The following is a 14,984-nucleotide window of genomic DNA, read 5'->3' on the forward strand; positions in this document are numbered from 1 at the left end:
TATAATCATCTCATGAGGTTACTGTCTCTCGACTACGATCCTATCTACGGCGATGATGACTGCACCCGTAGTACGTTTGATAGTGATATCAGTGTTTTCGACTACGATGTGGTGAATTGGGATCCAGCGAAAAGCCTGTCGCACTATCATAGTGTTTACGGGGAACAATATCAGAATCTACCAAGTCCAACCGAGAACGAATCGGTGCGACTTCTTGCGGACATAGACCGTCGTCGTGGTGAATTTAGAGACTTCCTCAATGCGGGTCGGATCTTGATTGTCATCACGCGACCGCCGCAAGAGTGCTATGTGGACACCGGCAAAAAGGAATATTCCGGAACAGGCCGGAATAGAAGTACAACTCGGGTAGTGTCGAAGGCAGATCTTTGGCGCGCCTTGCCGGTTGCGCGTGATCAACTTTCCTTAACACGGGCTAGCGGAAGTCGGATACAAATCTCCGGATCAAATTCTCTGGCGACTTTCTTGAAGAATCGGAAAGCCTTCTTCAAATACGACGCTGTGATGAGTGCCTGGCCAGGTGCTGACGTAGCAAGGGTACAGGGAACAGAACGTGCGGTCAGCTCCTACGTAGAGACTGAGGGCGGTGGCATTCTTGTTCTATTACCAGCGCCGGACCTCATTAAAAGTGTCAGCGAGAAGACGGGTAAGGTCCTTTATAAGCCGCAGGCGATAGCCATCCAGGGCGAACTGATACAGGCAGTCTTTGACCTGACGTCTGCCGGAGTGATCTCACGGCCTGCTTGGGCCGAAAAATATTCAACAAAGGCGCAACTTGAGGTGCGGGAATCTGTAGTGAAACAGCAAGCCCGCGTACAGTCGGCACGCACAAAGCTCACCAATCTTCAGAAAAAGCAGGAAGAAAGCGAGCTAAAAGATCAGCTATTTTTGGGTACTGGTCGCCCGCTCGAACTCCAGGTTAAGGCAGTTTTTGAGCTGCTTGGGTGCGAGGTATCCGAACCCGAGCCCGGACGCGATGACTGGAAGGTCAAGTTTCCTAGGCGCAATGCAGTTGTGGAGGTAAAAGGCGTTGCCAAGAGCGCTGCTGAGAAACATGCTGCGCAGCTTGAGAAGTGGGTTGCAGGTGAGATGGAGGAGGTGGGCACTGCGCCGAAAGGCGTTCTGGTCGTGAACACCTGGCGTGAAACAGAGCTCGCAGACCGAACTGAGAAGGACTTTCCAGATCAGATGATCCCATACAGTCGCGGTCGCGAGCACTGCTTAGTAACAGGGCTTCAGCTGTTTGTGATTCAGGCGGAAGTTGAAGCCGACCCAGCGAGAGCGGAATATTGGCGTGGGAAGATTCTGGAGACTTCCGGCGTGTTGGAAGGGGCCGACGACTGGCGCGCGATCTTGATGCAAGCGGAATCAGGGGAGATTGACACGGCATCCGATGTTGGTGATATATGACCTCAACTTCTCCACCAAAATCACCCCGTCGAAACTCCCGTCCGCGAAAAGAGCGCCGCATCAGAGTCTGGTCCGTTCCGCGTGAAGAGATCGACACCAAGGCGCTGGCGAGGGCACTAGTCGAGATGGTCCTCCGTGACATCGACGAAGCTGCCGGCAAGAAACCAACGGTTCCGCCACCGCCGGGAAAGAAGTACTTCTAATACTTATGTCCCTTACTTATGTCCCTGCGGCCGCACCATCACCCCAGCTGCCTTCAGAATCTTCAGAACAGTCGATCGTCCGATAGCGAACGTCTCTGCCACTTGTCGGCTGGTCTGTCCGAACTCGTAGGCAGCAACAACTTCAGCTCGCAGGCGATCGGTGATGCGTTGGCGCTGGCGCGGCGGAGATACAAACTCCAGGGGTCGATCAGTCACAGAAACCTCATGTTGCACACCTGTCAACAATATGTTCGGACTGAACGGTCCCAGGGCTACCAGCGGAAATGGCCCTCAGGCAGCAGCCTGGGGGCCATTTTCATGCCTGCCCGAAACGTGTCATCGCTGAGATCAGCGCATTCATTGCGAAGAGGAACGAGCGTCATCCGGCCGAAGCCGCACCATAATCCGTCCCACTATCGCGGCGCCGCACCCCGGCCAAAACCTCGTCCGCGGCTCGGAATTGCAGACGGCGTATCTGCCCGGCCTCGATGGTGAAGTCGAAGGCAACCTTGACCTCGCCGCGGTGGATCCAGGCCGCGCCGGCGCGCTCCTCGATGAAGACCGGGAAGGCTGCCCGCGCCGCGCCGTTGAAGAAGTTAGCCACCTCATCGGCGCCGTCCAGGCGGGCCGGGCTGCCCAGGGCGATCGCGGCCGCGTCGGAAGCGATCACCACATCGGGCGCGAGTAGTTCGAGCAGCCTGGTGAAGTCGCCCTCGCGGGCCGCGGTCATGAAGGCGTCCACGATCTCCCAGTCCGCGAGGGCATCCTCGGACGCGGCTGGGCGTACCTTGGCGCGAGCCCGAGAAGCCAGCTTGCGGGCAGCGACCGGTGTGGTGTCGAGCATCGAGGCGATCGCCCCGAAGTCGACGCCGAAGCTTTCATACAGCACGAAGGCGACCCGCTCGGCGGGTGTTAGGCGGTCCAGCACCACCTGCAGGGCGACGCCAACGGTGTCGGCCAGTGCCACATCGTCGGCCGGGTCGAGTGCCGTGGCCTCGACCTCAATCGACTCCTGCGGCACCGGGGTACGCGCCCGCAACCGGTCGAGGCACAGCCGCGAGGTCACCGTGGTGAGCCAGCCCGGCAGGTTTGCGATTGGCTCGTCGGTGGCGTGCAGCCGCAGCCACGCCTGCTGCACGACGTCCTGTGCCGCGTCGACATCCCCGAGGATCCGCGCGGCGATGCGCTGCATACGAGGACGTTCGGCCTCGAAGCCGTCACGTAGCTGATCGGCGCTCACCATGGGCGGTCACACTTTCGTCGTCGGGTGCGTCACCATCCTGACGCACCCGGATCGCCCGGTGTGACCACGAGATGGAGGACCCTTGTGAAGACGATGACCTGCCATGACCTCGGTGGCCCCTGCGGCCTGGCGCACCGTGGTGAGAGCGCCGACGAGATCATCAAGGCCCAGGATCGCCACCTCAAGGAACTCGTCGAGGCGGGCGACAACGCGCACGCGCCCGCTCGTGAGGACATGAAGGGGCGCTGGCGCCACCCGATCAAGTCGATGTCCTGGTACAACGACGTCAAGAAGCGGTTCGCGGCGCTGCCGGAGAGTTGACACTCGGCTCGCGGCATCAACCTTCGGCAGATAGAGCAAGCACCGCACGCACGGCCCCGCGGACCCGGTCGGCAACCGCCTGGCTCGATGAGGTGTCGAGCTTGCCGTCGAGGTGCAAGAACGCCAGTCCGTGCACCAGCCCCCACGCGGCGATGGCCATCGCTTCCGGATCGGACGATGGAAGTGTCTGCTGCACAACATAATTGAGGTACTCCGTGATCGCTGCCACGGCTGCTACCCGATCGGGACTGGTCGCATCGCATCCCTCGGCGAACATCACCCGAAACAGGCCCGGTCGTTCGAGCGCGAACCGCACGTAGGCGACCGCGATGTTAGCCAGCTGGTCGGGGCCGGGTGCCCCGTGCTGCGCCGCAGCGAGGTGTTCGGCCAGCTCGCGGTAGCCCACGGCGGCAACGGCTGATAACAGGGCGTTGCGATCGGAGAAGTGACGATACGGCGCGGCGGTGGACAGTCCGGCGCGTCGAGCCGCCGCGCGCAGTGACAACTCGGTGGCGCCGCTTTCTTCGAGCAGTTCCAAGGCGGCGCGCATCAGGGCGGCGGGCACGTCGCCATGGTGGTACGTCCGGCTCGATGTCGTCATCGTCACAACCTATCCGGTGTTGACACTGCTTACATTCGCACCTAACGTTAGCATCACTGACAGAGTAAGCACTGCTAACATCCAGGAGTACCACGCCATGTCGAACCCGCCGCCGGAATTGTTCTCCCCGCTACAGCTGCCATCCGGCCAGATCTTGCGCAACCGCATTGCCAAAGCCGCGATGGAAGAGGGGATGGCCGGGCAGGCGCAGCTGCCCGACAGGCGTCTGACGGCGCTCTATCGCCGCTGGGGCGCCGGCGGGGCCGGTTTGCTCATCACCGGGAATGTGATGGTGCATGCCGAGGCGCTGACCGGACCCGGCGGCATCGTCCTGGACGCCGACGCGCCGCTAGGGCCGTTCGCAGCCTGGGCGCACGCCGGCAAGTCAGGCGGTGCGGCCATGTGGATGCAGATTAGTCACCCCGGCCGTCAGGTCCAGGCGAACATGCCTGGTGTGGTTTGGGGTCCATCGGACATCGCGGTCGATGTCGGCCGGCACTCGAAGCGGTTTGGTCAGCCAATCGCCATGAGTGTCAACCAAATTCACGACACCATCGATCGGTTCGCGACCACCGCGCGCCGGGCCGAGGAGGCCGGCTTCGACGGGGTCGAGGTGCACGCCGCGCATGGCTACCTGTTGTCGCAGTTCTTGTCTCCGCTGGTCAACGTCCGGACCGACGAGTGGGGCGGCCCGCTGGAGAACCGTGCGCGCCTGCTGCTCGAGGTCGTCACAGCCATCCGCGCTGCGGTGTCGCCGAGTTTTGCCGTTGCGGTGAAACTGAATTCGGCAGATTTCCAGCGTGGCGGATTCGACGCCGACGACGCACGCAAGGTCATCGAGATGCTTGCCCCGCGCAGGATCGACCTCGTGGAGATATCTGGCGGCAGTTACGAGAGTCCCGCAATGACAGGACGCGCCGCGGACGGGCGCACCGCCGCACGCGAGGCGTATTTCCTGGAACTGGCAAGCGAATTAGCCGCGACCAGTCCGCTTCCGCTCATGCTGACCGGCGGTATCTCGCGTCGCGATACAGCCGAACAGGTACTGGCCAACGGCGTCTCGATGATTGGTATGGGTACAGCGCTGGCCACCACGCCTGATCTGCCCAACCGTTGGCGCCGGGACTTCGAGGCCACCACCAAGTTGAAGCCGGTCAACTGGTCGGACAAGGCGCTCGCGTCGATGGCCAGCATGGCGCAAGTCCGCTACCAGATGCGCCGGATCGCGGCCGGCAAGAACCCCACGCAGCGAGTCGGCCCCGGTCTGTCGCTGCTCGCCGATCGCCGACAGCAGCGCCGTGCCCTGCGACGCTACTCACGCTGGCTCAAGTCGAAGAACGACGCGCGCCAACCCATTCCGGCACACCGCTGAGGAGGATCAACACCATGACAGAAGTCTCGGTCGACCTAGGCGGCCACGTTGTCACAGTCCCCAAAGGTGGCCTGTATGACCAATATCGGATGGATACCGATCTCGACGCAGTCGCCCGTGATCCGCGCGTGAGCAGCGTCGACTTCTTCCGGCGACTGCCCAAAACCCGGGTCGACTCGCCGATCGGTCCCACGCTCACGCCGAACTTCTACTACCGCATATCCACCGCCCGGATCACGATGCTCGCCCCCACGCGCGCGATTCGTACCCGATTGCCCGCCGAGTTGGCGCCGCTGCAGATCGCGCCGAGGCTTGGATTGGTCTCAGTGATGTTCTTTCGGTACGACGTGTGCGACATCGACTTCTACACCGAAGCGGCTGTCGGGGTTGCCGTCAGACCGGCGCGGCACGGCGGACCGGGATTCGTGGATCTGGCAGCCGCGTTGGCCAACGATCATGTGCATTCGCATGTGCTGTCGCTGCCGGTGAGCACCGAGATCGCCCAGGTTCGCGGTCACGACGGCTACGGCTTCCCGAAGTGGGTCACCAAGATCGATGTCGACGTTGATGCCGGCCGGGCTACCGCGCGGGTGTCCAACGATTCGGGTGGGACAGATCTGGCACTCTCCGTCGCTACGCCCGCGCAGACCAGATACCCGACTGGCGAATGTGTTTCGACGCTGACCTCGTACACGCAAATCAACGGTGCGTGGCATTCGACGTTGAGTCAGACGAATATGCTGGCCGCCGGAAGTACGCGTTTGCCGCGTCATCTCGGCCTGCAGGTCGGCGACGGGCGCATGGCCGATGACCTGCGTTCGCTGCGGCCCACCAGGGCCGTCCGGCTCGATGTGACGACCGAAGGCCAACTCGCACTGCACATGCCCGTCCCGACTTGCGTCCAGAACCCGAACGGCAGGGCCGGCTGAGCTGGCTGTCAGCGTCGGCAGAAGGCGGTAGGGTCCGCACAGTGTCGGACAGTCGAAAGCGCCGGAAGGCCAAACAGGCGCGGCGCGATGCGCGCCGGGTGCGCGCCGGGCGTCGCGCGTACGGGCACGACGAGGAGTTCCCGCTCGTCGACGCGGTTCGCGAGGCCCTCGCCAGCGACCATCCACTGGAACTGCTGCACACGGTCAGCCTCATCATCCAAGCGACGGCACCCCCGCACCCGGTGCTCGCCGACCCCGACGAGCAAGAAGTGGTCGGTCTCGGCGAACTCATCGAAAGCTTCATCACTACGAAGCTTCACGAAACCACGGTGCTGTTGGCGGTGCTCGCCGAAATGCTCGATAACGAGGTGCTGCGCACGCGCTGCGAACGCGAGGTTGCCACGCGTGATGACGAACTCCCGCAGTGGCTCACCGACCTGCGCCTCACCCAGGTCGACCGGGCGGTACGGATGACGCACATTCTCGGTGACGGAGACGAATTGATGCTTGGAGTGCGCTTGCCTTCCGGGTATGAGATGACCTGCGCGGCCTTCATCGACCACACCCTTTCGTCAGAGGTGAGCGACGCCTTCTTCGTGCCGGCATCGTTGGAAGAGGTGCTCGACGTCGCCACGCGCAGCCGTACCGATCCCGACACCACGTTTGTCGAGATGAGCCTCGCCGATGCCCGCGCTTGGTTGCGCCGGGGTGTCGAGGTGGAGAGTCTGGCGACGATGCTGGAGGAGTCCGACACGTGGCCGGCGAGTCGGCCGCTGCTCAAATGGCTGACCCAACGACTGCCTGAGGGGGGTAGTGGCTACCGACCGCCCTCGCTCGAGGACGCGGAGCTCGAGGCGTTGTTGGACAAGTTCTTTGCCACCGCGCCGGGCTTGCGGTTCGACGACGTCGGCCATCGGGAATTGTTGCGCGCATGCATCGCGGAGGGCACTGGCGATCCTTTGCGGTGGAGTGCGGTCCGGCTAGGGAAACTCCCCGACGTTCTTTTGCCCGCCGACGAATGTTTCGACGGTCTTTCCGACACCGTCCTATTGGACCTCCCGGATCTGATGCGCGCGTATGTTCCGTTCGCACACGCCGAGTCCGGGATTCGCGACGAATTGACCGCCGAGGCCCAAGCCGCCATCGACGAACTTGAGCCCGAGTATCGGGAGCTGGTTTTGGAGGACGCCCGATACCTCAACGAGTACGACGACCAGGATTCTTGAGACTCGTCAATCCTGTGGGCGTTGGCGGTGGAGGCGCTCGCGAGCGTCACGGTAGCTGGCGAGCCGCGACCCGGTAGCGCAGGTGCGCCACGCCCGGCGCTTCAAGCACCCTTACCAGCTCGAGTGCGGGCTTACCCGCCTCGAACCCGTCGAATAACCGCTCACCCGACCCGAGCAGCACCGGGTTGACTTGAAGATCGATCTCGTCGACGAGTCCTGCTGCGATTGCCTGCCGGGCGCACGAGGCTCCTCCAGCGATCGAGATGGCGCGGCCATCGGCAGCTGCTTTTGCCTGGGCGTAGGCGGCCTCGATCCCTTCGGTGACGAAGTGGAAGGTGGTCCCTCCTTTAAGCTCGATTGATTGGCGCGGGTAGTGAGTCAGGACGAAAACCGGGCAGTGGTAAGGCGGTTCGTCGCCCCACCAGCCGGCCCAATCCGAGTCGCGCCATTCGCCGCGAATGGGACCGAACATGTTGCGGCCCATGATCGTTGCTCCCATCCCGTCGAGCATCTCGAAGGCCACTTGTTGGTTGACAGGATGGTCTTTCGCGGGGCCCAAGTGCCAGTCATGAAGCGCTCCGCCGCCGACGCCGAGCGGCTGGGCCTCGCACTGACCGGGCCCGGCAATATAGCCGTCCGCTGAGATCGACATCGAAAGATTGGTTCTGCTCACGTGGCCCCCATCGGCTGTGTTCACCTCGGTCGTAACTAAGACCCCAGTGGCCCGCAAAACTCATCGGCCGGCGGCGATCTCACACCATCGCGATCGGCGAGATCTTCAAACCGATCTCGAGCGCACCATAGAGTTCGCGCGCAGTGTCCTGATCGAAGATCACGTGACCCGCCCCCATTTCCGCGTCCCGGCGGGCCCGTTGCAGCGGATTGGCCAGGAAGTTGGCGGACGCTCCGGAAGCTACCATGAGATTATTGATGACGCAAAGAGATTCGTTCACTACGTGGGCTGCGGTAGCTCGCGCGCGGGCCCGCAACTTGCGTTGCACGACGCCGCCCTCGGCGACGATCGATTCGATGGTGCCGGCGATGTCGGTCACCAATCCCTGCAGCGCTTGCAGCCGTATCCGCGCATCGGCCAGGCGAATCTGGGTGGCCGGCTGTTCCTTCTGCCTGGCACCGCTATAGGCCAGTACCCGGGTCTCGAGTCGCTCGGCGAAAGCCTTCACCACCAACTGGGCGCTACCAAGAATGGGCATCGCCGCCGTCAGCGCGAGCGCGGGTACTACCGGCCAGCGATACAGCGGGGCATCGTGCAGCGTCGCACCCGCTGAGGTGCCGTTGTAGAGGTCCGACAGGGGGACGATCCGATGCGCGGGCACGAACACCTCGTTGACGGTGACGTCATTGGATCCGGTTGCGCGCATGCCCAGTGTGTGCCAGACGTCGTCGACGGTCACTTCGTCGACCGGGACGATGATCAGACCTGGAAACATATCGTCGCCCGAGCCGCACAGCGCGCAGACCATGACCCAGTCGGCGTGCATGATCCCGGTGGCCCAGGACCATTTGCCACTCAATTTGATTCCCCCGCTTACCTTCTCGCCGAACCCGGTCGGTGCCAGCGGTGCGGGTGCCAGCGCCGGACCGGCAGCGAAAACCTCGACCTGAGCCTGTTCGTCGAACAACGACAACAGCCAGTTGTGCAGGACGAAGAAGCCGATCGTCCACGAGCTCGACGCGCAGCCCAAGGCCATCCGCTGGACGGGTTCGAGCACCTCGGGAAAACACGCCTGTCGCCCGCCGAAGCGTTTCGGCGCAAGCAGGCCCAGCAGCTCGCTGTCGCGGACCTCTGCAACGGTGTCGTCCGGCAGCCGTCGCAGCTGTTCGGCCTCGCCGGCCCGTTCGGCCAAGCGTGCGACGAAGTCATCCGGCACCAGGGCCGAGGCGCTGGACAAAGGCAGTCCCATGAACGCACACACTATACTAAAAAGTATGGTGCAATAATCGGCCGGCCGCGCACCCCGGTTCAGGGTCGCAGCATGAAGTCGACCAGCTCGGCGCGCTCTGGGGCCGGCATATGTGCACGCTTGGACGCCAGATGCAGCGCGCCGATGCCCATCGAGAAGATCCAGTCGGCTCGTTGCCGGGCCGTGTTCGCATCGAAGCCTTCGTCGAGGAACGCCTGGCGCACCGCGCGCTGAACCCGACGGTCGGCGGCGCGGACGCTGGTCGCGGCGATCTCATCCGAGCGGGCCCATTCCCGCATTGCCCGCTCCAGCGTCCAGTACCGCGAGCTGAGCAGTACCGACATCATCTTGATCAGCCGATCTCGGGGCGCGAGCATGGCCAAATCGCCTAGTTGCTGGTGGTCATCATCGCGCCACTGCGCCCAATTGGCCACCAGCGCAGCCTTATACGCGGCCATGTCGGTGAAATGCCAGTAGAAGCTGCCGCGTGTGACGCCCAGGCGTTTGGTGATGACGTCGAGCTTGAGGGCTTTGAAGCCTTCCTCGGCGAGGACTTCGTACCCGATTTGCAACCAGGCATCCCGAGGGCTCGCGCCGGAGCCGCGCCGCTGGGCTTTGGTCATGCAGCTACCTTATTGGTTAGATCAACGATGGTCCGCTGAGCCGAGAGCAGCTGCTGAAGTGAGTTGGAAGAGATACAAGGGCACCGCAATGGCTGATGCGACGCTGAGCGGCAGCGCGCTGCTCGCCGAACTCGAAGCCTATGTCCGCGTGCACAGCCCACATTTGACCGACGTCCGGTTGGACAAGGCGACCGCCGCCGAGGGCGCGCCTGTCGATCAGGGCCGACGTTGGTATTACGTCACCTATTTGGCCGACGACGGCGAGGGAAGCTGAGCGTCCCAGCTGGACATGATCTGAAGTGCTTGCGCTGAAGGCGAATTCGGCTCGGCGACATAACCCACCACCGACAGCCCCGGCGCCGCGGTGACCGCCAGTACGTTGTAAGTCAGGGTCAGCTCGCCGAACTCGGTGTGGCGGAACACTTTGGTGCCGTTGCGGTGTGCAGTTACATTGTGTGCGGCCCAGCGGCTTCGGAAATCCTCACTGCGAGTGGCGAGTTCACCGACGAGCTTGGTGATGGCAGGGGAGTGCGGCGATCGTGCGGCCTCGGCCTGCAGCAGCGCGACCGCCTCGTCGGCCGTGCGATCCCATGGCGGAAAGACATCGGGTGAGGACGCGTCGAAGAAGACGAACTTCGCTATGTTCGGGACGCCCTTGGACCGGACGAACATCGGGGCGTAGAGCGCGCGGCCGAGCCGGTTTGCGGCGATGATGTCCAGGCTGCCGGTCAGCACGATCGCCGGCGACGCCAGCAGGCCATCGATCAGGTCCTGCAGCCCGGCCGGAATCTTGCGGCTCGCGACCTGGGTCCGCGCACCGCCGCGCGCCCCGGCGACCGCCCGCACCAGATCGAAGAAATGGGTGGTTTCGTCGTCGCTGAATTGCAGTGTCCGCCCCACCGAGCGCAGCACCTCGTCGGACACCCCGGCCACGCTGCCCCGCTCGATCTGGGTGTAGTACTCGGTACTCACCCCGGCTAGCTGGGCGACTTCTTCGCGCCGCAGCCCCGGCACCCGACGGCGCCGTCCACTCGGTAGGCCCACTTGTTCCGGGCCGATCCGCGCCCGCCGGGTCATCAGAAACTCCTTGATGTCCTTGGCGGGATCGATGTTCATATAGCCACCGTAGGAGACGGTCCACCCTTAAGGCAGGGACCGCCAGTACCGGGTATAAGCAGCGACTCCCTGCCCAGCTGCGCGGCGCCTAGGTTCAAGACAGATGAACCACAGCAGATAGGGATCGACATGGCCGACAACAATGACGCGCAGACCGCTTTCGACAACTTCGTCCAGCTCTGGACGACCGGAACCACAGCGGGCCGCCGCGCCCCGGTCTACCGGCGCCCTGACGAGGTCGGTCTGGACTACGAGGACGTCTTCTTTCCGTCGATGGACGGTGTGCCGCTGGAGGGCTGGTTCATCCCGGCCGACTCCGACCGGTTGATCATCCACAACCACTTTCTGCCCGGCAACCGCTACGGCTACCCCGGTCACCTGCCGGAATTCGGTGGCTTGGGCGGCTTCGAGGTCAACTTCCTGCCCGAGTACAAAGCGCTACACGACGCCGGCTACAACATCCTGGCCTACGACATCCGTAACCACGGCATGAGCGGCCAGGGCAACGGCGGTATCGCCGGCATCGGGCTCACCGAATACCGCGACGTGATCGGCTCGCTGCGCTACGCCGCCTCCCGTCCGGACACCAACAAGATGAAGAAAGCGCTGCTGTCGGTCTGCCTGGGTGCCGACTCGACTGCGGTGGCCTGGTCCAAGCACCCCGAAGAGTTCTCCGAGATCCAGGCCATGGTGATGCTGCAGCCGGTCTCGGCACGCTATGTCGTCGAAGAGTTCGTCAAGTCCGTCGGCATCGAGGACGGCTACGAGGAATTCGAGAAAGCTGTGCACGACCGAACCGGGTTCCATCTGTCCGAGCAGTCGCCGCTCGAACACGTCAAGGCGGTGACCGTCCCGACACTGGTGGCACAGGTGCACGACGACACCATGACCCGCCCGCAAGACGTTCAGGACATCTACGACGCCCTCCCGGTGGCCGAAAAGAGCCTGCACTGGATCCAGGGCACCGACCGCCGGTTCGACGGCTACAACTACTTCGGGATCCACCCTGAGGTCGCGGTCGGGTGGTTCGACAAGCACATCAACTGAGCGCTAGCCAGGTAACGTGACCGGATCGCCTCACGGACGGGCGGGAACATGAAGGAGGATCGTCGAAGAGGGCGTTGCTGTACACGGCGCGGCTGGTGCGGCACAATGTTATTGGGAGCAGACCGCCGGTTTTGCCCGCAGGCATCTGGCGGGGGGCGACGGTGTGGACCGTATCGCCGAACTGGGGGAGAAGATCGTCGCAGCGACACCGATCGCGGGGTTGCCCTTGTATGCGGGATGGCGCACAATGCCGCTGGCCGACGATGCACCGGCGCGAGCCCTGCAGGTGATGTTCATTCTGCGCGAGCTGCGGGCGGGCGTGCACTTCAACGCCCTCAGCATTTCCGGTGTCAGCCCGGTCGAAGCGCACATGCTCAACAAGGGGACCGAGTACACGAGGATGTTCGGCTGGCCCGAGCCGTTCGCCGACGGTGCGGACAAGAAGAATCGCTACGCAAAGGTCGAGCAGGCGACCAACCGCCGGATGGCGGAACTCATGGCGGCGGCCCTCAGTCGCGACGAGGTCGATGAACTTGCCCGACTCAGCGCCGCCGCGCTGTCGTCTTTACAGACCAAGGTGCCTGTGGAAAACGCCTAGCGGTGTTTAGCTTGCGGCATGGCGCACCAAGCTAGGTCTCGTTGGCGCACGCAGGTCGTGATCCGGTTGATCGTCGCGGCGGCGGTCGGTGTCATCGCGGCGACGCTGGTTCATTTCCTGGCGGGCTTGCGGTATGCGCCCAGCGTCGGCTGGATCGCCGCGGCAGCCACCTACCTGGTGTGGACGTGGATCGTCGTGCTACCGATGGACGCGGCGAAGACGCGCGAGCACGTTGAACCCGAGGACCCGCCCCGTGGGTGGCTGACTGACGCGGTGATTCTGACGGCGAGTGTCGCGAGTTTGGCCGGCGTCGAGCATCTGCTGGCCGCCGGATCGAAATCCGGGGCGGAGAAGGACATCGCCGCGGCGGTCGGGGTGGTCAGCATCATTGCCGCGTGGTGCGTCGTGCATACGGTGTTCAGTGTTCGCTACGCCGACATCTACTACTCCGACGCCAACGACGGCATCACTTCGATCGGCTTCACGGGCTCCGACAATCCACGGTTTCTCGACTTCTTCTATCTCGGGTTCACCATCGGCATGACCTACCAGGTCTCCGACACCAGCTTGCAGACCGGCCAGCTGCGCCGTATCGCGCTCGCGCAGGCGTTGCTGTCCTATCTCTTCGGTGCCGTGATCTTGGCGGTCACCATCAATCTCGTGGTCGCGCTGAGCAATTCATGACCTTGCACCAGACGTCCTTATGCCCTCCGACGATCTCGAACAAACCAAGGCGGTCACCGACCCGCCATGTGAACGCGGCATGATGTTTCCGTCCGCCCGGTGACGGGAAAGCGAACGTGTGCGCGAGGAGCCGATCATTTCGACGTCCGATGGGGTGACCGGATCGATCCGTAGCCTCATCCCCGCCCGCATTGACCGGCTGCCCTGGTCGGCGTTCCACACCCGGATGGTGGTGGCGCTCGGTGTGGCCTGGGTGCTCGACGGGCTGGAGATCACCGTGGCCAGCGCGGTGGCCGACACACTTACCGCCCCCGAGACGTTGCACCTGTCCGCTGCGGCCGTCGGGTTCGCCGCGACCATCTATCTGATCGGCGAGGTGGCCGGGGCCTTGTTCTTCGGGCAGCTGTCCGACAAGCTGGGCCGACGCAATCTGTTCATGGTCACCTTGGCCGTCTACCTGGTGGGCAGCGCGCTCACCGCCTTCACCATGGGGAACAGCGCCGGCTGGATCGCGTTTCTCTACGCCACCCGATTCGTTGCCGGCACCGGCATCGGTGGCGAGTACGCGGCCATCAACTCGGCGATCGACGAGCTGATCCCGGCCCGCTACCGGGGCCGCGTCGACATCGCCGTCAACGGCACCTACTGGGCCGGGGCGATACTCGGGACGCTCGGCACATTCGTCTTCCTCAAGGTGATCGATCTGAGCCTGGGCTGGCGACTGGCCTTCCTACTTGGTCCGGTGCTGGCGCTGGTGATTTTGCTGGTGCGTCGCAATCTGCCGGAAAGTCCGCGCTGGCAGGTGATGAACGGCCGCACCGAAGAGGCCGAGAAGTCCATCGCCCATATCGAAGAGGAGGTCCGGGCCACCGGCGCCACCCTGCCCGAGGTCGACGAAAGCAGGGCCATCGAACTCAAGCCCGCCGAGAAGATCGGCTACCTGGCGCTGACGCGGGTACTGTTCCGCGACTACCCCAGCCGCTCCGTGCTCGGTGCATCCCTGATGATCAGCCAGTCGTTCCTCTACAACGCGATCTTCTTCACCTACACCCTGGTGCTGGGCAAGTTCTACCACGTGTCCAGTGCGTCGGCGCCGCTCTACCTCGTCGCGTTCGCAGTAGGAAACTTGTTGGGGCCGTTGATGCTTGGGCGCTTCTTCGATACGATCGGCCGCCGCAAGATGATCGCCGGCACCTATGTTTCATCCGGTTTGCTACTGGCCGTCAGCGCGGGCCTGTTCGAGGCCGGCGCCCTCAACGCGATAACCCAGACTGTCGCCTGGTGCCTCATCTTCTTCATCGCCTCCGCCGGCGCCAGCGCCGCCTATCTGACGGTCAGCGAGATCTTCCCGCTGGAGGTCCGGGCCAAAGCGATCGCGGTGTTCTTCGCCATCGCCCAGAGTTTCGGAGCGCTGGGGCCGGTCATCTACGGTGCGCTCATCGGTGACGGCGCCAACCCGACGATGCTGTTCCTGGGTTACTTGCTGGGTGCGGTGGTGATGATGGCCGGCGGCTTGATTGCCTGGTTTCTCGCCGTCGATGCCGAAGGCAGATCGTTGGAGGACATTGCCACCCCATTGGCGGCCAACCGCTGAACGAGGTGTTTCTATGTCGCGACCGCATTGAGCAGGCAGTGGACGTTTGCTATGGATAGTCTCTGACGGTGAGGCAA

The 14,984-nt window shown here is 63.5% G+C and carries 15 protein-coding genes and 1 pseudogene; 10 read left to right on the plus strand and 6 right to left on the minus strand.

What is annotated here, in order from left to right; all coding sequences use genetic code 11:
• The first annotated feature begins 12 nt into the window (after window positions 1-12).
• Window positions 13-1,428, plus strand: a complete 1,416-nt coding sequence (locus H0P51_RS06880; protein ID WP_180917229.1) for a hypothetical protein — start codon at window positions 13-15, stop codon at window positions 1,426-1,428.
• A gap of 582 nt (window positions 1,429-2,010) precedes the next feature.
• On the opposite strand, the gene H0P51_RS06890 is transcribed toward H0P51_RS06880, so the two are convergent.
• Window positions 2,011-2,874: a sigma-70 family RNA polymerase sigma factor gene (locus H0P51_RS06890; RefSeq protein ID WP_180917231.1), complete on the minus strand. Its 864-nt coding sequence runs from the start codon at window positions 2,872-2,874 to the stop codon at window positions 2,011-2,013.
• Window positions 2,875-2,967: 93 nt separating this feature from the next.
• On the opposite strand from H0P51_RS06890, the gene H0P51_RS06895 reads away from it, so the two are divergent.
• Window positions 2,968-3,195: a hypothetical protein gene (locus H0P51_RS06895; protein ID WP_246398732.1), complete on the plus strand. Its 228-nt coding sequence runs from the start codon at window positions 2,968-2,970 to the stop codon at window positions 3,193-3,195.
• A gap of 16 nt (window positions 3,196-3,211) precedes the next feature.
• On the opposite strand, the gene H0P51_RS06900 is transcribed toward H0P51_RS06895, so the two are convergent.
• Complete coding sequence (locus H0P51_RS06900; RefSeq protein WP_180917233.1) at window positions 3,212-3,796, minus strand: TetR/AcrR family transcriptional regulator; 585 nt, start codon at window positions 3,794-3,796, stop codon at window positions 3,212-3,214.
• Window positions 3,797-3,893: 97 nt separating this feature from the next.
• Here H0P51_RS06900 and H0P51_RS06905 point away from each other — a divergent pair, with 97 nt between their 5' ends.
• From H0P51_RS06905 to H0P51_RS06915, 3 genes are read left to right on the plus strand one after another with little or no spacing between them, the layout of a single operon-like run.
• Window positions 3,894-5,168: an NADH:flavin oxidoreductase/NADH oxidase family protein gene (locus H0P51_RS06905; protein WP_180917234.1), complete on the plus strand. Its 1,275-nt coding sequence runs from the start codon at window positions 3,894-3,896 to the stop codon at window positions 5,166-5,168.
• Window positions 5,169-5,182: 14 nt separating this feature from the next.
• Window positions 5,183-6,097, plus strand: coding sequence for an acetoacetate decarboxylase family protein (locus H0P51_RS06910; protein ID WP_180917235.1), 915 nt, complete (start codon window positions 5,183-5,185; stop codon window positions 6,095-6,097).
• 41 nt (window positions 6,098-6,138) lie between these two features.
• Complete coding sequence (locus H0P51_RS06915) at window positions 6,139-7,323, plus strand: hypothetical protein (RefSeq protein WP_180917236.1); 1,185 nt, start codon at window positions 6,139-6,141, stop codon at window positions 7,321-7,323.
• A 46-nt stretch (window positions 7,324-7,369) separates the two neighbouring features.
• Here H0P51_RS06915 and H0P51_RS06920 read toward each other — a convergent pair whose 3' ends face one another.
• The 3 genes from H0P51_RS06920 to H0P51_RS06930 form a co-directional block, all read right to left on the minus strand.
• Window positions 7,370-7,996, minus strand: coding sequence for a dihydrofolate reductase family protein (locus tag H0P51_RS06920; protein ID WP_180917237.1), 627 nt, complete (start codon window positions 7,994-7,996; stop codon window positions 7,370-7,372).
• Window positions 7,997-8,075: 79 nt separating this feature from the next.
• Window positions 8,076-9,245 carry an acyl-CoA dehydrogenase family protein gene (locus tag H0P51_RS06925; RefSeq protein ID WP_180917238.1) on the minus strand — a complete coding sequence of 390 codons (1,170 nt, stop codon included), beginning with the start codon at window positions 9,243-9,245 and terminating at the stop codon, window positions 8,076-8,078.
• Window positions 9,246-9,304: 59 nt separating this feature from the next.
• On the minus strand, window positions 9,305-9,868 hold the full coding sequence (locus tag H0P51_RS06930) for a TetR/AcrR family transcriptional regulator (RefSeq protein WP_180917239.1): 564 nt from the start codon (window positions 9,866-9,868) through the stop codon (window positions 9,305-9,307).
• Window positions 9,869-9,926: 58 nt separating this feature from the next.
• Between H0P51_RS06930 and H0P51_RS06935 the strand changes: the two genes are divergently transcribed.
• A complete protein-coding gene (locus H0P51_RS06935) occupies window positions 9,927-10,142 on the plus strand; it encodes a hypothetical protein (protein ID WP_180917240.1) in 216 nt (71 codons plus the stop codon).
• On the opposite strand, the gene H0P51_RS06940 is transcribed toward H0P51_RS06935, so the two are convergent.
• The gene (locus H0P51_RS06940; protein ID WP_180918791.1) at window positions 10,112-10,978 is read right to left on the minus strand and encodes a helix-turn-helix transcriptional regulator; all 867 of its coding nucleotides are present in this window, start codon (window positions 10,976-10,978) and stop codon (window positions 10,112-10,114) included. The two genes, H0P51_RS06935 and H0P51_RS06940, sit on opposite strands and share 31 nt — an antisense overlap.
• Window positions 10,979-11,113: 135 nt before the next feature.
• Between H0P51_RS06940 and H0P51_RS06945 the strand changes: the two genes are divergently transcribed.
• From H0P51_RS06945 to H0P51_RS06960, 4 genes and pseudogenes are all read left to right on the plus strand, one after another.
• Complete coding sequence (locus H0P51_RS06945) at window positions 11,114-12,031, plus strand: alpha/beta hydrolase family protein (RefSeq protein ID WP_180917241.1); 918 nt, start codon at window positions 11,114-11,116, stop codon at window positions 12,029-12,031.
• A 64-nt stretch (window positions 12,032-12,095) separates the two neighbouring features.
• Window positions 12,096-12,629, plus strand: a pseudogene (locus tag H0P51_RS06950) (helix-turn-helix domain-containing protein); the annotation flags it as partial.
• A gap of 18 nt (window positions 12,630-12,647) precedes the next feature.
• Complete coding sequence (locus tag H0P51_RS06955) at window positions 12,648-13,313, plus strand: DUF1345 domain-containing protein (RefSeq protein WP_180917242.1); 666 nt, start codon at window positions 12,648-12,650, stop codon at window positions 13,311-13,313.
• Window positions 13,314-13,431: 118 nt separating this feature from the next.
• Window positions 13,432-14,907: an MFS transporter gene (locus H0P51_RS06960; protein WP_246398440.1), complete on the plus strand. Its 1,476-nt coding sequence runs from the start codon at window positions 13,432-13,434 to the stop codon at window positions 14,905-14,907.
• Window positions 14,908-14,984: the final 77 nt, after the last annotated feature.

Source organism: Mycobacterium vicinigordonae (assembly GCF_013466425.1).
In the GTDB taxonomy this organism is placed as follows: Bacteria; Actinomycetota; Actinomycetes; order Mycobacteriales; family Mycobacteriaceae; genus Mycobacterium; species Mycobacterium vicinigordonae.